This window comes from Lysinibacillus sp. EB271-A1-10B (assembly GCF_058791335.1).
In genome coordinates this window covers 145,688-165,222 of sequence record NZ_JBYTDL010000006.1, presented here as the reverse complement: position 1 = coordinate 165,222, position 19,535 = coordinate 145,688, and the positions used below count along the sequence as shown (strand labels likewise).

Below are 19,535 nucleotides of genomic sequence, written 5' to 3'. Positions count from 1 at the left end.
TTTTATTTTTTAAATATTTTGTCAATTCTTAAGTTGAAGAGCATGACACATTCAAAGGAGGAAAAATAATGAGTTTTAATCATCAACAAATCGAAAAAAAGTGGCAGCAATATTGGGCTGATAATAAAACGTTTAAAACTGAAAACGAAACAGAAAAACCAAAATTTTATGCGTTAGACATGTTCCCATACCCATCTGGTGCTGGTCTCCATGTAGGACATCCAGAGGGCTACACAGCGACAGACATCCTTTCACGCTTCAAGCGTATGCAAGGTTATAACGTCCTACATCCTATGGGCTGGGATGCATTCGGTTTACCTGCAGAGCAATATGCACTTGATACAGGAAATGACCCTGCAGAATTTACAGCGAAAAATATTGCAACATTTAAGCGTCAAATTCAAGAGTTGGGCTTTAGCTATGACTGGGATCGTGAAATTAACACAACAGATCCAGAATACTATAAATGGACACAATGGATCTTTATCCAACTTTATAAAAAAGGCTTAGCCTATGTAGATGAAGTAGCTGTAAACTGGTGTCCAGCACTTGGAACAGTACTTGCAAACGAAGAAGTTATTGATGGAAAGTCAGAGCGTGGTGGTCACCCTGTAGAACGTCGTCCAATGAAGCAATGGATGCTTAAAATTACTGCCTATGCTGATCGTTTAATCGATGACTTAGAGGAAGTTGATTGGCCAGAGTCTATTAAGGATATGCAACGTAACTGGATTGGTCGTTCGGAAGGTGCAGAAGTAACATTTAATATAGATGGAACAGATGAAAACTTCACAGTGTTTACAACTCGTCCTGATACATTATTTGGTGCTACATACTGTGTTATTGCACCTGAGCATAAATTAGTGGATCAAATTACAACTGCTGAACAACGACAAGCTGTTGAAGTTTATTTAGATAAAGTAAAATTGAAATCTGATTTAGAACGCACAGATTTAGCGAAAGAGAAAACAGGCGTATTCACAGGTGCCTATGCAATTAATCCGATTAACGGTAAAAAAATGCCGATTTGGGTTGCAGACTACGTATTAGTATCATACGGTACTGGTGCAATTATGGCAGTTCCAGCGCATGATGAGCGCGACTATGAATTCGCAACAGAATTTGGTTTAGAAATTATTCCTGTCCTTGAAGGTGGAGACATTAGCAAAGAAGCCTTCACAGGTGATGGTAAACATATTAACTCTGACTTCCTTGATGGCTTAAACAAAGAGGAAGGTATTGCTAAAGCAATTCAATGGCTTGAAGAAAAAGGCGTAGGAGAGAAGAAAATCTCTTACCGTCTTCGCGACTGGTTATTCTCTCGTCAACGTTACTGGGGTGAGCCAATTCCTATGATTCATTGGGAAGATGGTACAACGACGCCAGTACCGGAATCAGAATTACCATTAGTACTACCAAAAACAGATAATATTCGTCCTTCAGGTACGGGTGAATCCCCGTTAGCGAACATTTCTGAATGGGTAAATGTTGTTGATCCTGAAACAGGCAAAAAAGGTCGTCGCGAAACGAATACGATGCCACAGTGGGCTGGTTCTAGCTGGTACTTTATTCGTTATATTGACCCAACAAATAAAGAAGCAATTGCAGACCCTGAATTACTGAAACGTTGGTTACCAGTCGATATTTATATCGGTGGGGCAGAGCATGCGGTATTACACTTACTATACGCTCGCTTCTGGCATAAAGTATTATACGATTTAGGTGTTGTACACACGAAAGAGCCATTCCACAAATTATTTAACCAAGGAATGATTCTTGGTGAAGGTAATGAGAAAATGTCTAAATCAAAAGGTAACGTCGTTAACCCGGATGAAATCATTTCTTCACACGGTGCGGACACTTTACGTCTATATGAAATGTTCATGGGTCCACTTGAAGCATCTGTTGCATGGTCAACAAATGGCTTGGACGGGGCACGTCGTTTCTTAGATCGTATTTGGCGTCTATTTGTCAATGAAGAAGATGGTACAATCGCTGCGAAAGTTCAAGCTTCTGATGACAAAACATTAGAAAAATCATATCACCAAACTGTGAAAAAAGTGACAGAGGATTATGAAGGTATTCGCTTCAATACAGCTATTTCACAAATGATGGTATTCATCAATGATTGCTACAAAGCGGAAGTAATTCCAACAGCATACGCTGAAGGCTTTGTGAAAATACTAGCTCCAATGGTGCCACACGTTGCAGAAGAGTTATGGCAAATATTAGGTCATGATGAAACACTTTCATATAAGGAATGGCCAACATATGATGAGTCTAAACTTGTTGATGATGAAGTGGAAATCGCCGTACAAGTGCTAGGCAAAGTACGTGCAAAAATCATCGTAGCGAAAGATGCTTCAAAAGAAGAAATTGAAAAAGTAGCTCTTGCAGATGACAAAGTACAAGAGTATATGGCAGGCAAAAACTTAGTAAAAATAATTGTCATTCCAGGTAAGCTTGTTAATATCGTTGTGAAATAAAAATGTGAAAAGTGTCCAATATTTGGGCACTTTTTTCTTTTATACTGAAACCATCTAAGATTTCGATACGACTATAGTGTGAATAGGAGGTGTTTGTTTGAGTGAACATTTAGCAAATATTATGGAAGAGCATGGTGAGTACTGCCTTCGTGTAGCTTATCTATATGTTAAAGACTGGGCTATTGCAGAAGAAATCGTTCAAGATGTATTTTTTGCTTATTATCGGCAACAAGAGCGCTTTGAACAACGATCCTCGCTAAAAACATATTTAGTAAAAATAACAGTACATAAAAGTCATGACTATTTAAGAAGTTGGAAAAATAAGCGACATATTTTATTTGAAAAGCTGCACATTGGCGTTAGTAAACGATCGCCAGAAACAAATTTGATTGAAAAGGATGAACGAAGAATTGTGACAGCAGCTTTGTTTGAGCTTCCAATCAACTATCGAGAAGTAATTATTCTTTATTATTATCAAGAATTAAAGGTTCGAGAGATAGCGGAGGTTCTTGCATGTACCGAAAATACAGTGAAAACAAGATTGCGTAGAGCTAGACAAACTTTGCAGGAAAAACTGGACAAAAGCCATTGGGAGGTGCTAAAAGATGACATCTTTTAAGGATAAACTGGATAAAGAGCTTGGAGAAGCACCACGTTTCTCACAACAATTGCAGGAGCGTATTTTGCACAATGCATTTCAGCCAAAAAAACAACCTCGCAGATGGCAATATCCAATGATTTTCATAGGAGCAGTCGTGACGATCCTTTTCTTGATTGTAATTGGTCCATGGAAGCAAGGAGATTCATCTAAGCATGCTACGATTATTGAACTAACCCAACATGAGGTTAAACAGTTTACGAGTGCGTATAATTGGGAGGAAGAAACCTTTAAGGCCGGAAGAACTGGCTGGATTTTAGGACAACAGTCTTATAAAAATGATTCAGAAACAAAGCTCATTGCCAATACGCTTCAAAAGGCAGTTATTTCGAAGAAGGATGATGATTACTATGCATATCGTGATGTATGGGTAGAGTTTGACAATGAGCAGGTTGTGCAGCTAAAAATGTTCTTAAACGATGAGCAGTTAGCTTTTAGCGATCGACAAACAAATATCTTTTACAAGGTGGAAGATGCCGAAACTGCGTCAGCATTTATTACCCTAATGCGAAAAGATGATAAAGATTTTAGTTTCCGTGAGATGTTTATTTTTTTAATAATTGCTCTCTTTCTAGTATGGCTTACTGAAAAAGCTCTTCGAAAAATGTTTAGCATTCCGAAAGAGCCAAAATATATAAATACAGGTCATCAACGCACAACGTATATTGCTAAGTTTATTCAAGGGGCGTCTTTAATTTTATTTAATATATACGGTTTGTTTTTATATACGGCTACAATATGTGTATTTATAGCAGTATTCATGATGAGTTCTATTGTGATTGACTATTATTATGTGCGAGAGGAAAAAAGACATTATACATCGATTGGATCATCTATTATGTCACTAGCACTAATAATTGTATTTATCATTTTCTTTTCATAAAAAGAAAGAGATGCTCAATTTATTCCAGAGCATCTCTTTTTGATATAGAAGTAAATTAATGGGGAACTTCATTTCGAAATATGCATTGAAGATCGTCTGAGATTGACTATCTCTAATAGAATGCATTTCTCCGTAAAAGCTAGTATTTACATAAACAAATCTAGAATTGAGTTTTATAAACATTAACAGTATTTGGTTTAAAAGTATGTTTTTACTTGTGCGCTATAGCAAATATTTCTGTTATAACTTATTGGTTTAGTTGTTTATTAGTTTGAAAAGTATAACTATCCATAGCTAAAAAGGATGTGTAAGATTCTTACTAAAAGAAAAAATATATATTTGAATAATAAAAATCAATAAGTAATGATTATTCGTTTTGAAGCATGCACAATGTATATTGTATTTATTTAATTGAATATCCATTAAAAGTTAATTGAATCATTTAACATGATTTTCAGATTCCCTTTTGAGCGAACAGAATTTGTCTATTTTAGCTTTGTAATTCTCTTTTATCCACGTTATTTCTACTTAATGGATATTTGTTCATGACCCTTTATAGAAACACGAAGAAATAATAAGCGTTAGAAAAAGTGGAATATACATTAATTACATGTGAAAATATGCACAAATTTAATTATATTAAAATAGTTAATGGGAAGTTGGATAATAGAGTAGAAAAATAATAATAGCTAAAAAATGTTATGCTTTTTGTTTAAAAAACATCTATTTGCTTAGAGACTGTAGGGTTTTCATTATAAAATTATTGGGGTAAAAAATAAAATACTTTTTGCAGAAATAATATTTTTTTAAAAAACATCTTGCATTTGAATAATTCTAAGTGTTAAATTGTTTTACAGGACGTTCATAAAACTTTCACAGGTAGCAAAAGAGGGGAGAAAAGAGAAATTATGAATAAAAATAGATGGTTAATTGCATTATCTGCAATCGCTATTCACCTTTCAATCGGTGGAGCATATGCATACAGTGTATATAAGATACCGATTGTTACAGAAATGGGATGGAGTGAAACAAACGTAACGGTTGCCTTTACAATAATGATGGGGCTTGCTGGTTTTTCAGCAGCATTATTTGGTAACTTAGTAGAAAAAATGGGGCCACGTAAATCTGCGATGATAGCAGCTGTTCTATTTGGGGCAGGACAAGCTGGTGCAGGTGTAGCGATTTCAATGGATTCCGTAACATTGTACTGGTTAACATATGGTTTACTAAGTGGATTGGGTATGGGTATTGGTTACATTGCGCCTGTATCGACATTAGTAAAATGGTTCCCGGATCGCCGAGGATTAGCAACAGGTATGGCTGTACTTGGATTTGGTTCAGGAGCACTTATTACAGCGCCAGTCGCAGCTAACTTAATGGGGGCTGTGGGAATTTCTACAACGTACTTTATTTTAGGGGCAAGTTATTTCACGTTAATGATTTTAGGGGCTTCATATATAGCACCACCTAAACCTGGTTATATGCCAGCGAATATGAAGGCGGCTGCAGATAATGGTAAAGAAGTAGTGAAGAAAGATTTAGCTGTCATGACAGCACGTGAAGCTGTGAAAACTAAGCATTTCTGGATGCTTTGGTCAATGCATTTAGTAAACGTTACAGCAGGTATTATGATGATTTCTGTTGCATCTCCAATGGCTCAAGAAATTGTAGGGTTATCAGTTGCAGGAGCCGCAGCAATGGTAGGTATAATGGGATTATTTAATGGTGGTGGTCGTTTAATATGGGCTGCTGTGTCTGACTATATTGGTCGTTCGAATGTCTTTGTAATTTTCTTTATCGCACAGCTAGTTACATTTATCGTCTTACCGCATACTACAAACGTTATTATTTTCCAAGCACTTATTTTCTTAGTTGTTAGTTGCTATGGTGGAGGTTTCTCTAATCTACCTGCATTTGCAAGTGATTTATTCGGTACGAAACAACTTGGGGTTATTCATGGTTATTTATTAACAACTTGGTCTTTAGGTGGTATTTTTGGTCCACTTTTAGTAAGCACTATTAAAAATGCTTATGGTAGCTATATTCCTGTATTCTATGTATTTACAGGGTTAATTGCAGCTTCATTAATTATTGCTTTAACATTACGTGCAGATGTACGTAAACGAACAGCATTAAAAGAAGCTTCTGAAAAGGTTGGAGACGTCTCCGCTACACAATAAAGTTTACTTTCAATTCGCACTTGAAAGTAATGGCCATATGAGTGTCATTTCGCACGTGACGCTTGTATGGTCTTTTTTTGTAGCTGTTGTTATATAACACTTGATTAATCTTTGTTTAATGTATAACAGTTGGTGTCTGCTGTCAATATCATTATGGGAAATAAAGTGAATTCGCTACTAAAAGAGAAATTTTGTAACGGAAAGCAAATGCGAGGTGTATGAAAATTTGCTAGTGGGTGGCCACAAACTAATGTTTTTAGGTCAACATCTTTGTTTTTAATTAATTTTGAAATTTTTGCGGTTTCATGAATAAAAGATTCAACGCATCATTCAATCGTTCGTTTTTACCCCTCCGATAATTTGATTGAATCTTTCCGGAACTTAAAACGTATATAAAATAAATAAGGAGGCATTGAGATATGGGGAGATTTTCTTTAAATGAGTTTATTAATAAAACACAGCAGGATGATAGCGAAAATGAATATTTCGAGTTAGAAACTGAGCGTGTATTAGAGGTTAACCTAAATGGCGAGGTTTGGTCGAAAATGGGCGCAATGATTTCTTATGTAGGAGATATTAAGTTTGAGCGTGAGCGTGTGTTGGAGCATGGCTTAGGTAAAATGTTTAAAAAGGCATTAACCGGCGAAGGTACACAACTTATGAAAGCGATGGGTAAGGGGCGACTTTATTTAGCCGATCAAGGGAAAAAAGTAACGGTCTTCGATCTAAAGGATGAAACAATTTGCGTAAACGGTAATGATTTACTCGCATTTGAGCCTAGTATTGATTGGGATATTCATTTAATGCGTAAAATGGCAGGAGTTATGTCAGGTGGGTTGTTTAATGTAACTTTAAAAGGAAGAGGGAAGGTTGCCATTACAACTCATTTCGAACCGTTAACCTTGTTAGTAAAGCCTGGTGAAACGGTTTATACTGATCCACATGCTACCGTAGCGTGGTCAGGTACTTTGTCCCCAGAGTTTAAAACAGATATTAGCTTCCGAACATTTATCGGTCGAGGAAGTGGTGAATCCATTCAAATGGCATTTTCAGGTGAAGGGTTTGTCATCATTCAACCATATGAAGAAGTATATATGTCAAAAGAAGGTTGAAAAAGCGTGTCCGTATTTTAAGGACACGCTTTTTTTAATGTGTTGATTTCCACCCCAGACTACTCACCGTAATCGAACAAAAGAGATATACAACAGTGATGTGATTGTACATCTGTTTGCTACTGCCGCCCCAGGAAAGCGCTCAGTCGGAACGGAAATCACCCCCACTCGCTTTGCCGAAGAGCTTCATTACCCAATAGTTTTTTTGTGATAAAAACCACTAATAGAAGTCCGAAACAGAGTGTATTACTTTCCTGCATTCATCCCTGCGATACGTCCTGTAACGAGTGCAGACGTAATATTATAGCCACCTGTGTAGCCATGAATATCAAGGATTTCTCCACAGAAAAATAAACCATCTTTTTTCTTTGAAGCCATTGTCTTTGGTTCGATCTCTTTAACTGAGACGCCACCACCAGTGACAAATGCTTTTTCAAGAGATTGTGTCCCGCTAACTGTCATTGTGAAATTAACGAGTAATCTAGCTAAGTTGCGGACTTTCTCCTGTGATAATTCAGCGCCTGTCATTTGCACATCGATATTTGCACGCTCACATAAAAATAGTAGCCAGCGTTCAGGAGCAATACCCTTCCATACATTTTTTACAGCTTTTTTGGGATCTTCTTTAACGAGTCTGTTTAAATATTGCAGGCACGTTTCCTCATTATAATCAACAAGTGTTTGAATTCGCATTGTCACAGGCTCGTATCCTGTTTTCATTAATTCTTTCACGATAAATTGACTACAGCGTAAAACAGCAGGACCGCTTAACCCGAAATGAGTAAAAAGCATGTCCATTTGATGTGTTACGAGTGCTTTGCCCTTCTTATTTAAAACAGAGACAGCGACATCGCGTAACGCAAGTCCTTGTAGCTCACGAGCTTGAATGAAGTCTTCTTTTGATAGAACAGGAACCTCAGTAGGGAAAAGTGTAGTAATTTTATGGCCGGCACGCTCTGCCCATGGATAACCATCGCCTGTTGAGCCAGTTTGTGGAACAGCTTTCCCACCAACGGCAACGACTACTGCCTCGCTACGAATTTCTGTGCCATCTGTAAGGCGTACCCCGAGTATTTTTTCTTCATCCATTAGAAGCTTATTAACGGGTGTGTTTAAGCGCACTTCAATATGTAGCCTCTGAAGCTGACGAATAAGTGAATCTACAACATCTTGCGCTCGGTTAGATACAGGAAACATTCGTCCGTGATCCTCTTCTTTTAATGCCACACCAAGTCCCTCGAAAAATGCGATAATATCTTCGTTATTATAAACCGTGAATGGGCTGTAAAGAAAACGGCCATTTCCAGGTATGTGCTTGACTATTTCTTCAACGGGCAAACGATTAGTGACATTACAGCGACCACCGCCTGAAATGGCCAATTTTTTGCCGAGTTTTGTTCCTTTTTCTAGTAATAATACTTTCTTTTTACGTTCTCCAGCAGCGATAGCAGCCATTAAACCGGATGGGCCACCACCGATAACGATAACATCGTACATATATTTAAAAACTCACTTTCTTTTCAAATTAGGAATCTTTCCTATTATACATGAAGTCTATATAGAGAGGCTTCTTTCGCATTGAAAATACGACAAAAGTATTTTATAATTTCTTATCTTCTACTTTCACGCAGAGCTCGTCATCAAGTGTTGGGGGATGCCATTTGTTAAAACATATGCCATGCCATATTAGTTGATCTTCGTTACGACTGGGCGACTCCTTGGGGCTCATCGGACACCCCCAGGAAAGCGCCCAGCCGGAACGGAAATCAAACCCGCGTTTTAATGAGGAGCTTTCATGTGTGGATTTTGGATGGAAGATGTGAAATTGAAGTGTTTTTAAATGAGATAAAGTGCTCGTTGGTTGAACCAATAATCGGTGTGGAATAAATTCACTGATGAAAGTTTTACTTTATATGTATTGTCGGTATGAAATGAATGTCTTTTCATGCTATTATGGTAAAGGTTATGCACTAAATTATGAGGTGAAAAATAGAATGTGCGGATTTATAGGCTATATTAATGGAACAAATGTGATCGATCATCATCAAACGATCGAAAATATGATGAATACAATTATTCACCGTGGACCTGACAGCGGTGGGATTCACAGTGACGATAAAGTAACTTTAGGATTCCGTCGATTAAGTATTATCGACTTATCAGACGTGGCAAATCAGCCGTTATACAGTGCGGATGGTAACATCGTACTCGTATTTAATGGAGAGATTTTTAACTTCCAAGAGCTACGTGCTGATTTGATTGAAAAAGGTCATATCTTTAAAACACACTCTGACAGTGAAGTTATTATTTATGGTTATGTTGAATATGGTGTAGAATTTGTCAAAAAGCTACGCGGAATGTTCGCATTCTGTATTTGGGATAAAAAGAATGATTTACAATTCATCGCTCGTGATGGCTTCGGTATTAAGCCACTGTATTACACAGAAAACACAACAGATGGTACTTTTATTTTCGGTTCAGAAATTAAATCATTTTTACCACATCCATCATTTATTAAAGAGTTAAATAAAGATGCACTACGTCCTTATTTGACGTTCCAATATTCTTCAATGGACGAAACGTTCTTTAAAGGTGTGTACAAATTACAACCGGCACACTATATTCTTATTAAAAATGGACAAAAGAAAATTGTTCAGTATTGGGATAAAAAATTCCATGCGAAAGAAGCTCCAATCGAAAAGTATGTAGAAGACATTCGTACGACAGTTCGAGAATCTGTAGATGCGCATCAAATTAGTGATGTGAAGGTCGGTTCTTTCTTATCAGGTGGTATTGATTCAAGCTATATTACTTCATTATTACGCCCTGATAAATCCTTCTCTGTTGGTTTCTCTGACTACGAGGATATGTTCAATGAAACAAATTTAGCAAAAGAATTATCGGATACATTAGATATTCAAAATGAGCGTAAATATATTTCGGCAGATGAGTGTTTTGAAGCATTACCGAAAATTCAGTGGCATATGGACGAGCCACAATCGAACCCATCTTCTGTACCGCTATACTTCCTTTCTGAGTTAGCATCGAAGGATGTCACAGTAGTACTTTCAGGTGAAGGTGCGGATGAAATTTTTGGTGGCTATTCATGGTATCAAAACTCTGGCAAAATGCAAAAATATGAAAAAGTTCCATTTGGTATCCGTAAAGCGTTACGTGGCATAGCAGAGGCGTTGCCTAAAAATCAATATACGCACTTCCTTGTTAAAGGTGGTCAAACAGTAGAAGAGCGCTTCATCGGGGAAGCGGTAGTATGGGATGAAGAAGATGCATTAAATGTCTTGAAACCAGACTATAAAAATGGTCCATCTGTAAAATCGATTACAAAACGTATTTACGATGAAGTTCCAGGCGATGATGATGTTACTAAAATGCAGTATCTTGATTTAAATCTTTGGATGCCAGGCGATATTTTATTAAAAGCAGATAAAATGAGTATGGCCCATTCAATTGAATTACGTGTACCATTTTTAGATAAAGAAGTGATGGAATTAGCGAAAAACATTCCTTCGAAATATCGAGTAAATGATATTGATACGAAATATGTTCTTCGTCAAGCTGCGCATCAGGAATTACCTGAAGAATGGGCAAAACGTCCAAAGCTTGGTTTCCCAGTGCCAATCCGTCACTGGTTACGTGAAGAAAAGTATTATAAACTGGTAAAAGAAATGTTTACAACTGACTTTGCCAATGAATTCTTTGATACAAAACAATTAGTAGGCTATCTAGATGAGCACTATGAAGGAAAAGCAAATCGTGGGCGTTATATTTGGACAGCCTATGTGTTCTTAGTATGGTATAAACAATTTTTCGTAGATATGTAATAGAGAGGTAGCTTTAATCGGTGGGGGTTTTCGTAATCTCCACCGATTATTTTGAAACTTCTACTTTCCTTTGGGAGGACATAACTGCTATTTTTTTTTGATTGCTAGAACTTTTTAATGTATTTATGCGTCTGTTTACCTAGTAAATATGTTAAGATTACAGATGGTTTACTTATTTAATTTTCTAGGGTTGTTGTTTTCTGAATTTTGTTAATGTAGCTTTGTAGTTTTTACAGCGATAGTAAGCTTTTATATAGCGGCGTTTACAAGTTTTGAAACAAGTGCTTTGGTCGCAGAAAGATCTGCTCAAGAAGTAGCTTAAACCTTGAGTGCGTTGGAATTTTGCCTAGGCATAATTGATTGGCAAATAGTTTATAAGTTTTTCTAAGTGTTAAGATAATGAAAATATTGACTTTAAAATGAATGGATGGTTACAATGTCCAATTTAATGAAAGGTACAGCGATATTAACGATGGGGATGTTTTTATCGAAGGTGCTCGGATTAATTTATATTTTTCCTTTTTATGCGATTGTGGGTGAGGAGAATGTAGCCCTCTATCAATATGCATATATTCCCTACTCGATTATGCTAGCAATAGCCATCTCGGGTGCGCCAATTGCTGTATCCAAGTTTGTTTCTAAATACAATGCAATGGGTGATTATCAATCAGGCCGCAAGCTTATGAAATCAGGCATACTTATTATGATGTGTACTGGGTTAGCGGCGTTTATTGTTCTCTTTTTATTAGCTACACCAATAGCGGGTCTTGTTATTAAAAGTGATGAACAGGCATTTTCGGTAGAACAAATTGCCTCAGTTATTCGCTGGGTTAGCTTTGCGTTAATTGTTGTGCCATTTATGAGCCTTTGGCGTGGATTTTTCCAAGGCTATGACAAAATGGAGCCTACAGCAGTTTCTCAGCTAGTAGAGCAAATTGTTCGTATTGTAGTGTTATTAGGTGGTTCATTCTTAGTTGTAGTAGTTTTTAATGGGAAATCAGAAACGGCTGTTTCCTTTGCGGTGTTTGCTGCCTTTATTGGAGCAATTGGCGGGTTGCTAGTACTCTATTATTATTGGAAAAAATATCAACCTGAATTTGATTTATTGCGCAGTCAAAGTGTTACATCTACACAGCTACCAATGTCCAACATATATAAAGAAGTAATTACGTATTCGATTCCGATGGTGTTTGTAGGTGTTGCTAACCCGTTATTCCAATTAGTGGATATGCTTACGTTTAATGGAGCTATGGCATCTATAGGCTTAGCGGAAGTAACGGATAAGTATTTATCAATGATTAACTTTACAACACATAAGGTTGTCATTATTCCAGTAATGCTAGCTACAGGTTTTTCAATGGCGCTAGTACCGACGATTACAAAATATTTTACGCAAGGTGAATATTTATCGTTACGAAATGCAATGGATAAGACATATCAAATATTAATTTTCATTACATTACCAGCAGTAGTTGGAATTTCGTTGTTATCGAATGAAATATATTTTATGCTCTATTCTGAAAGCGAGATGGGGGCTATGATTTTAGCCCATTATGCACCTGTTGCTATTTTATTTGCATTATTCCAAGTGACTGCAGCACTTTTACAGGGTATTGATTTCCAGAAGTGGATTGTCCTCAGCTTATTATCGGGGATTTTAGTCAAACTAGCGATTAATATTCCGTTAATTCGTTTGATGGAGGCAGATGGTGCACTTCTTGCCACAGCTATTGGCTATAGTGTTTCAATTATCATTAATATACTTGTGCTACGACAAACATTGAACTACAGATCGGAAATGGTTATTCGTCGTGTCATGCTCATTTCTCTTTTGACAGCGATAATGGCGGTAAGTGTATTCATCGTTCATACGCTTTTAGAGTTATTAATGGGACCAGTAAGTGGTAAATTCTCAGCATTAGTTTATTCTATTATTTGTGCTGGAGTAGGTATAGCAGTATATGGCTTCTTGTCTTTACGCCTAGGCTTAGCACAAAAGCTTCTCGGTGAACGATTGACAAGAATAACGAACAAACTGGGATTTAAATAGGAGGTACTAATGCGATTAGATAAATTACTTTCTAATATGGGTTACGGGTCACGCAAGGAAGTTAAATTGCTTTTAAAGCAGAAAGCAGTGACAGTAGATGGCGCATATGCGAAGGATGCAGCATTACATGTTGATCCTGAAAAGCAGGAGGTTTCTGTATTTGGGGAGCGTGTGAACTATACAGAATTTGTATATTTTATGATGAATAAGCCTCCTGGCGTTATTTCTGCAACGGAGGATTTAAGAGATGAAACCGTCATCGATTTGTTAGAACCTTTACATCAGCATTTCCAGCCTTTCCCTGTTGGTCGCCTTGATAAAGATACAGAGGGATTATTGCTAATAACAAATGATGGTTCTTTAGCACATAATTTATTGTCTCCTAAAAAACATGTGCCGAAGGTTTATTATGCAGAAATAGAAGGAATTGTGACTGAGGAAGATTGTGAGAAATTTGCTCAAGGTGTTGAGCTAGATGATGGTTATGTAACCAAACCAGGAGAGCTCATCATATTAAAATCTGCTCAACAATCTGAAATTGAGTTAACGATCCAAGAAGGTAAGTTTCATCAGGTGAAGCGTATGTTTGAGGCTGTTGGAAAACGTGTAACCTATTTAAAGCGTCTATCAATGGGCAACTTAAAGCTAGACGACAGTTTGAATTTAGGTGAATATAGAGAATTAACGGCTGAAGAGCTAGGTTGCTTACAAAATAGGGATTAGAGAATACCTCGATGCTAACGACGATTAGTATCGGGGTATTTTTTATATACATACTTATACGAGTAACTGTATAATTAATGTAATCTATGTGAAAAGCTATTTAGTCTATGGTACTAAAAATCACTAAAAGTTTCGAAAAAATGATGTTGAAAATAAGTAGAGGACACGTTAATGAGAAACCTAAGAATTAAATTATTAATATCTCTAATTGCCTTTGCATTAATACTTGTTGCTGTAATTTTTTATTTCAACAGGCAAATACTTACAGTTGATATTGAAAAACAAGAAGTTATGAATAGAACATTAATAGAAAATCATATTCTGACAGATATGCAAACGGTAGATAATGCACATTACTATTTTGATAAAACTCTCTCTGAGAAAATGGAAGCGTTACTACGAAAACTAATTACATATTATGAAGGAAACCCTCATATAGCAAAGTGGGATTTGGAGAAAATAAAAAACGAGCATGGAATGGATGTGTACATTCTCGATCAATCAAATACTGTAATTTATACAACTTTTGAAAAAGATAAAGGTTTTAATTTTTCTCAATGCTGCACACGTTTTTCTGCTTTACTAGACGAACGTCGAATAAGCGGGGAATACTTTGTTGATGGTATAGATGTTTCAACAACTACTGGGGGATATCGAAAATTTGGTTATTTAGCAACACCAGACAAGAAATATTTATTTGAGGTCGGTATAGACTTACTTAAAGATCCTGTATTCCAAACTTTTAACTTCGAAAAGACTGCTGACTATTTAATTGATAAATATGCTGATTTATTAGAAGTACAAACGATAACTGCGGGAGGGGTTTTCTTTTCTGATTCTAAATCTCGTAAAACTGTAAATGATCAATCGAAAAGATTTCAAGAGCATTATAAGCTAGCCAAAGAAACGATGAAGCCAACGGAATATCAAAAGAAGTTTGAAAATGGTTATATCGAAAAGCATCGTTTTTTACCGTATGAAGCAGAAGCAGAAAAGGTTCGGGGAGAATCCTCGAAAAGAGTTGTATATGTAAAATACGGTAATTTCACAGAAATTAGAGCGCTTACAAAAAATACAAAGCAGTTTCGAATCCTACTGTTTATTGCCTTAGTAACTTCTTTCATCATGCTATTAGTCATTAATAAACTTCTTTCCAAAACGATTCATCTCGCAACATATGATCCATTAACAAATGTTTATAATCGTGCTACCTATATTAGAAAAATGGATAATTTATTAAGAAAAAGGAAGACGAATAAACCAGGTTTATTGTTGTTAGATTTAGATAATTTTAAACAAGTAAATGATCGATTTGGACATGTTGAAGGTGACAAGATTCTGATTGAAACAGCCAGAACTTTAAAACAAGAAGTGGGGAAAAATGGCTTTGTCGTTAGATTTGGTGGAGATGAATTCGCAATTGTTTTATATGATACGGAAGATGAATATATGGAAAAATTAGCGCATTCTATTTTGGAGAAAATTCATCACTTGAAGTTTGCGGATAATATTTCTGTTGATAAATGGTCTGTGCTTTCAGTCAGTTTGGGCGGTGCCATTTGCAGTCATCCAGATGAGTCAGAAAGAAGCTTATTTGATCGTGCAGATAAAGCATTATATCAATCGAAAAATGCCGGTAAAGACCAATACACCATTTATGAAGAAGTTACAGTTGAGGAAGAAAGTTAAAGCCACTTTGAAATTTTGAATGTAATTGTAAAAAACCAATCATTAGCTCGCTCCAATCCTATTAGTAAGTTCAAGCAAGTATATCAAATGCTTGAGATTCGCTGATAGACATGGAGCGATTTTTTTGTCTGAATGTTAACTCCTTAACAACCCGATTGGTGAAGACTAATAATCAGTCGAGGAAAGAACTCGCTGATTTAATTTATCCCTGTTGTGGCTTATGTTTTGATTTGTAAAATATACAACTGCATAAAACAAGAACAGCAATAACCGCAAACATTGCATTCATGTAATGTGTTAAAAGCCACCCGCCAATAATTGGTCCAATAAAGCCGCCTAAATTTTTAAATTGAGCTGCTCCTAAATAGACTCCCTTTTGAGTATCAGGGGCAATTTCATCAATCATGATGCTCATAGTCGGAAAGGCAAAAATTTCACCAATCGTGAATATAACCATAGCGATCATATATAGTGGATAGTTATTCGAGAAGCCGAATAATAAAAGGCCAAATGCGAAGAACAGAATTCCTACTAATAGAGTAGCCGAAGATGAAAAACGTTCTGAAAGTATACTAATCGGTAATTGAAGTAATAATACAACCGCTGCATTTAGTGAAATCAATACAGAATAGAGCTTGGCACCTTCTTCGATTTTAAGTTCAATGATTTGTGGCAGTGTTGAATCAAATTGAGAGTATCCAACATTTATTAAAATTGCCCCGAAAATAAAGCTTAGTAGTACACGATTCGTCAAAAGTATCGTGAAGGTTTGCAGTATTTTTGTAGGTGTTGGAGCTTTTGGTTGCTGCATTTCATAGTGATTTAAAACTAAAAATAAAAATACAGCATAAATAATATACATAATTCCTGTCAGCATAAATGGAATACTTGGGCTAGACAATTGAGAAATATAAACACCAATAACAGGACCGATGACAGCTGCTATGTTAATCGCTGTATAACGAAGCGAGAACAATCTTTTTCGTTTGTCTACAGGCGTAAAATCAATCATTAATGCTTGTGTTGAGGGTTCAAAGAAGGAGCGACATAAGCCATTTAAGGCATTCAATGCTACGAAGAACCAAACTGTATGAGCTGTAGCAAAGCCAAAGAACACAATGCTCCAAACAACAATAGTAAGTAAAATGATGCTTTTCCTGCCAAACCGGTCAGTTAGATAACCACCAAAGAATCCTCCTACAGTGGAGATTAACGGTGCAATACCAATCGTCAAACCTATTTGTAAAGGGGATGCTTCAATTTCATTATGTAAGTAGATGGCTAAAAAGGGCATTGCCATAAAACTTGCTATGCGTGTAAAAATAGTTCCACCTAAAATGATCCAAACTAGAGGATGAAACAGTTTAGAAAGCTTCATAAAAATCCTCCTTCCAAAATGTAGAATGTTTCGATTTTAACGGATTGTTAAGCGATTGTAAATAGTCAGAAAAAACATTTTAATATACCGCCAAGGAAGCAAATGTTGTAAAAATAAATGAATTCTTAGCGGATATAGGGCTTTGTATAAATAAGGTTCATCACCATAATGTGTGTTGATTTCCGACTAGGCGCTTTGTAGCTGCCGCTACGCTTTCGCACAGTTAAAACATTTGTAGCTGCCGCTTTGCTTTCGCTACAGAAAACATTTGTTGTTGCTGCCGCTACGTTTTCGCACAGAGCATAGCTTCCTGAAGGCGTCCGATGAGCCGCTCAAGCCAACCGATGTCATCCTCAACTTTAATGATGAGCTAATGAATATTTATCGTTAGAGGGAAATTTCACTAAAAGTAATCGCGATTTTTTTGGAGTATTTACTTGGTAGCTTGATAAATTGTGGGGAATAAAAAAGTAGGAAACAAAAAAAGAATGACCACGACGAAAGGTCATTCTTTTCCAATACAAAATGTTTTACGTGTTACACGTAAAAACTAAGACGTCAATTTTACTTTTTTCTTCGTCGTTGTCCATTTGCCTCGACTTGGACTCATCACCAAATCGTTAAAGGCTAACACGTTCAAATCTCTTTGAACGGTGCGAGGAGTGATACTAAACTCTTCGACTAAATCCTGTGTAGACACGGTTCCTTTGTCTAAAATAAACATGTACACATCTTTAATACGATTAAGCATTCGATCAGTAGTTGGTTTCATAAATGAACCACTCCTTCATCTTAATTCTCTTGGCAAAGACTAGCGGACGACAATATGTGCGGAGTGCACTTAGGCTAATAAGTAGCTGCCTTAGACATCCCCTTTTCTAATTTTATATTCAGAAAAATAGTTCTGATAAGTTTATTATATAGAAAAACAAGTCAGTTTTCTAGTGAATGCAAGAGGAATTTACAAATCAGACATAAAATTTTCACTGTATTTTGTGGGAATACGTGAAAAACGTGCTATATGTGGTAGTGATTGAAGTAAGTTTTTGAAAACTTGCCAGAAAGATGATTGTAAATTATGTTGTAAAGAGTAGAATAATGTTATTACTTTAGAGGAGGTACATCATATGGATTGGTTACAAGCTGCAAAGGAAAGACAAGATGAATTGATACAAGATTTACAGGAGCTTGTGCAAATTAATAGTGTTCTCGATGAGAATACGATCACTACTGAAGTACCTTTTGGTGTTGGTCCATTAAAGGCTCTTGAATGGTTATTAACAAAGGGCGAAGCTGAAGGATTACAAACTAAAAATATTGATAATTATGCTGGTCATATACAGATGGGCGAAGGTGAGGATTTATTAGGTATTTTATGTCATGTTGACGTGGTACCAGTTGGTGATGAAACAGATTGGACATATCCACCCTTTAGTGGCACTGTAGCAGATGGAAAGCTATTTGCTCGTGGTGCAATAGATGATAAAGGCCCAACAATTGCAGCATGGATGGCCATGAAACTTGTCAAGGATGCAGGTATTGAGCTTAATAAAAGAGTTCGTATGATAATCGGTACGGATGAAGAAACTGGCTTCCGCTGTGTCGACCACTATTTTAAACATGAGGAAATGCCGACGATTGGCTTTGCACCAGATGCGGATTTCCCGCTCATCAATGCTGAAAAAGGCATTGCAGAGCTAGTGTTCTCTCAAAATAGAACAGGCGATGCTTCGAAAGAACAGCTATTACTATTTAATGCTGGAAAGCGACCAAATATGGTACCAGATTTTGCAAAAGCAACAGTTCAATTTGTTTCCGAACAATTCGAACAGAATTTTCACACATTTTTAAGCAAAAATCAGCTAGAAGGCTCTTTATTAATTGAGGGTTCTCACTATATAATAACTATCAAAGGTAAAGCAGCCCACGCAATGGAGCCGGAAAAAGGTGTCAATGCAGCTGTTTATCTTTCAGCATTTTTACAACAAGAGTTGACGACAGAGGCAAGTAAGCAATTTGTCGACTTTACCGCAGATGTTTTTTATCAAGACCATTATGGCAACAAGCTTGATTTACAATTCGAGGATGAAATGTCTGGTAAAACTACATTAAATCCCGGAATTGTAACTTACGATGTAGCTAAAGGTGGTAGCTTGGTCATTAGCATGCGCTATTCTGTCACATATCCGTTTGATGAAAAAATCACGGAAGCACAACGTTTAGCTGTGGCAAAAGGATTTTCATTGGATATTCAAGATGACTCTAAACCTCATTATGTAAGCGAGGATGATGCATTTATCCAAACTTTAGCAAATATCTATAGACGTCAAACAGGAGATTATGAAACGCCTTTACTGTCTACTGGTGGTGGGACGTATGCGCGTGTCATGAAAAAAGGGGTAGCATTTGGCATGTTATTCCCAGGTGAACCTGACGTAGCGCATCGTGCGAATGAGTTTGTCGTCATTGAAAATCTTATAAAAGCAACAGCTATTTATGCTGAAGCAATTGTTGAACTTGCAGGAAATAAATAA

Annotated in this window: 13 protein-coding genes; 10 read left to right on the top strand and 3 right to left on the bottom strand. The window is 36.6% G+C overall.

The features are described from left to right. Window positions 1-68: 68 nt before the first annotated feature. From leuS to AC3WSK_RS11155, 5 genes are all read left to right on the top strand, one after another. Window positions 69-2,486, top strand: a complete 2,418-nt coding sequence (gene leuS / locus AC3WSK_RS11175) for a leucine--tRNA ligase (protein WP_492412895.1) — start codon at window positions 69-71, stop codon at window positions 2,484-2,486. 97 nt (window positions 2,487-2,583) lie between these two features. After that, on the top strand, window positions 2,584-3,105 hold the full coding sequence (locus AC3WSK_RS11170; RefSeq protein ID WP_492412893.1) for a sigma-70 family RNA polymerase sigma factor: 522 nt from the start codon (window positions 2,584-2,586) through the stop codon (window positions 3,103-3,105). Then, window positions 3,092-4,027, top strand: coding sequence for a DUF4181 domain-containing protein (locus AC3WSK_RS11165; protein WP_492412891.1), 936 nt, complete (start codon window positions 3,092-3,094; stop codon window positions 4,025-4,027). Before AC3WSK_RS11170 ends, AC3WSK_RS11165 begins: the two co-directional genes overlap by 14 nt. Window positions 4,028-4,935: 908 nt before the next feature. After that, window positions 4,936-6,207, top strand: a complete 1,272-nt coding sequence (locus AC3WSK_RS11160) for an L-lactate MFS transporter (protein ID WP_079561663.1) — start codon at window positions 4,936-4,938, stop codon at window positions 6,205-6,207. 419 nt (window positions 6,208-6,626) lie between these two features. Beyond that, window positions 6,627-7,319, top strand: a complete 693-nt coding sequence (locus AC3WSK_RS11155; protein ID WP_079561662.1) for an AIM24 family protein — start codon at window positions 6,627-6,629, stop codon at window positions 7,317-7,319. A 246-nt stretch (window positions 7,320-7,565) separates the two neighbouring features. Here AC3WSK_RS11155 and AC3WSK_RS11150 read toward each other — a convergent pair whose 3' ends face one another. Next, window positions 7,566-8,816 carry a BaiN/RdsA family NAD(P)/FAD-dependent oxidoreductase gene (locus AC3WSK_RS11150; protein WP_079561661.1) on the bottom strand — a complete coding sequence of 417 codons (1,251 nt, stop codon included), beginning with the start codon at window positions 8,814-8,816 and terminating at the stop codon, window positions 7,566-7,568. Window positions 8,817-9,313: 497 nt separating this feature from the next. Between AC3WSK_RS11150 and asnB the strand changes: the two genes are divergently transcribed. The 4 genes from asnB to AC3WSK_RS11130 all read left to right on the top strand — a co-directional run bounded on the left by asnB (window position 9,314) and on the right by AC3WSK_RS11130 (window position 15,623). Next, window positions 9,314-11,161, top strand: coding sequence for an asparagine synthase (glutamine-hydrolyzing) (gene asnB, locus AC3WSK_RS11145; RefSeq protein ID WP_079561660.1), 1,848 nt, complete (start codon window positions 9,314-9,316; stop codon window positions 11,159-11,161). Window positions 11,162-11,597: 436 nt separating this feature from the next. Next, on the top strand, window positions 11,598-13,211 hold the full coding sequence (locus AC3WSK_RS11140) for a putative polysaccharide biosynthesis protein (RefSeq protein WP_492412887.1): 1,614 nt from the start codon (window positions 11,598-11,600) through the stop codon (window positions 13,209-13,211). Between the two features lie 9 nt (window positions 13,212-13,220). After that, window positions 13,221-13,934 (top strand): pseudouridine synthase, encoded by a 714-nt coding sequence (locus tag AC3WSK_RS11135; RefSeq protein WP_079561658.1) that lies wholly within the window; start codon window positions 13,221-13,223, stop codon window positions 13,932-13,934. Between the two features lie 171 nt (window positions 13,935-14,105). Continuing rightward, window positions 14,106-15,623 (top strand): GGDEF domain-containing protein, encoded by a 1,518-nt coding sequence (locus AC3WSK_RS11130; protein WP_492412885.1) that lies wholly within the window; start codon window positions 14,106-14,108, stop codon window positions 15,621-15,623. Between the two features lie 202 nt (window positions 15,624-15,825). Here the strand turns inward: AC3WSK_RS11130 and AC3WSK_RS11125 are convergent, their stop codons facing one another. After that, window positions 15,826-17,001 (bottom strand): MDR family MFS transporter, encoded by a 1,176-nt coding sequence (locus AC3WSK_RS11125; protein WP_492412883.1) that lies wholly within the window; start codon window positions 16,999-17,001, stop codon window positions 15,826-15,828. Window positions 17,002-17,551: 550 nt separating this feature from the next. Further along, window positions 17,552-17,773: a DeoR family transcriptional regulator gene (locus tag AC3WSK_RS11120; RefSeq protein ID WP_049667439.1), complete on the bottom strand. Its 222-nt coding sequence runs from the start codon at window positions 17,771-17,773 to the stop codon at window positions 17,552-17,554. A gap of 355 nt (window positions 17,774-18,128) precedes the next feature. On the opposite strand from AC3WSK_RS11120, the gene pepV reads away from it, so the two are divergent. After that, a complete protein-coding gene (pepV, locus tag AC3WSK_RS11115; RefSeq protein WP_079561655.1) occupies window positions 18,129-19,535 on the top strand; it encodes a dipeptidase PepV in 1,407 nt (468 codons plus the stop codon).

Coding starts and splice junctions, on each gene's coding strand:
- leuS (WP_492412895.1), top strand. CDS start 69: ATGAGTTTTAATCATCAACAAATCGAAAAAAAGTGGCAGCAATATTGG.
- AC3WSK_RS11165 (WP_492412891.1), top strand. CDS start 3,092: ATGACATCTTTTAAGGATAAACTGGATAAAGAGCTTGGAGAAGCACCA.
- AC3WSK_RS11160 (WP_079561663.1), top strand. CDS start 4,936: ATGAATAAAAATAGATGGTTAATTGCATTATCTGCAATCGCTATTCAC.
- AC3WSK_RS11155 (WP_079561662.1), top strand. CDS start 6,627: ATGGGGAGATTTTCTTTAAATGAGTTTATTAATAAAACACAGCAGGAT.
- AC3WSK_RS11150 (WP_079561661.1), bottom strand. CDS start 8,816: ATGTACGATGTTATCGTTATCGGTGGTGGCCCATCCGGTTTAATGGCT.
- asnB (WP_079561660.1), top strand. CDS start 9,314: ATGTGCGGATTTATAGGCTATATTAATGGAACAAATGTGATCGATCAT.
- AC3WSK_RS11140 (WP_492412887.1), top strand. CDS start 11,598: ATGTCCAATTTAATGAAAGGTACAGCGATATTAACGATGGGGATGTTT.
- AC3WSK_RS11135 (WP_079561658.1), top strand. CDS start 13,221: ATGCGATTAGATAAATTACTTTCTAATATGGGTTACGGGTCACGCAAG.
- AC3WSK_RS11130 (WP_492412885.1), top strand. CDS start 14,106: ATGAGAAACCTAAGAATTAAATTATTAATATCTCTAATTGCCTTTGCA.
- AC3WSK_RS11125 (WP_492412883.1), bottom strand. CDS start 17,001: ATGAAGCTTTCTAAACTGTTTCATCCTCTAGTTTGGATCATTTTAGGT.
- AC3WSK_RS11120 (WP_049667439.1), bottom strand. CDS start 17,773: ATGAAACCAACTACTGATCGAATGCTTAATCGTATTAAAGATGTGTAC.
- pepV (WP_079561655.1), top strand. CDS start 18,129: ATGGATTGGTTACAAGCTGCAAAGGAAAGACAAGATGAATTGATACAA.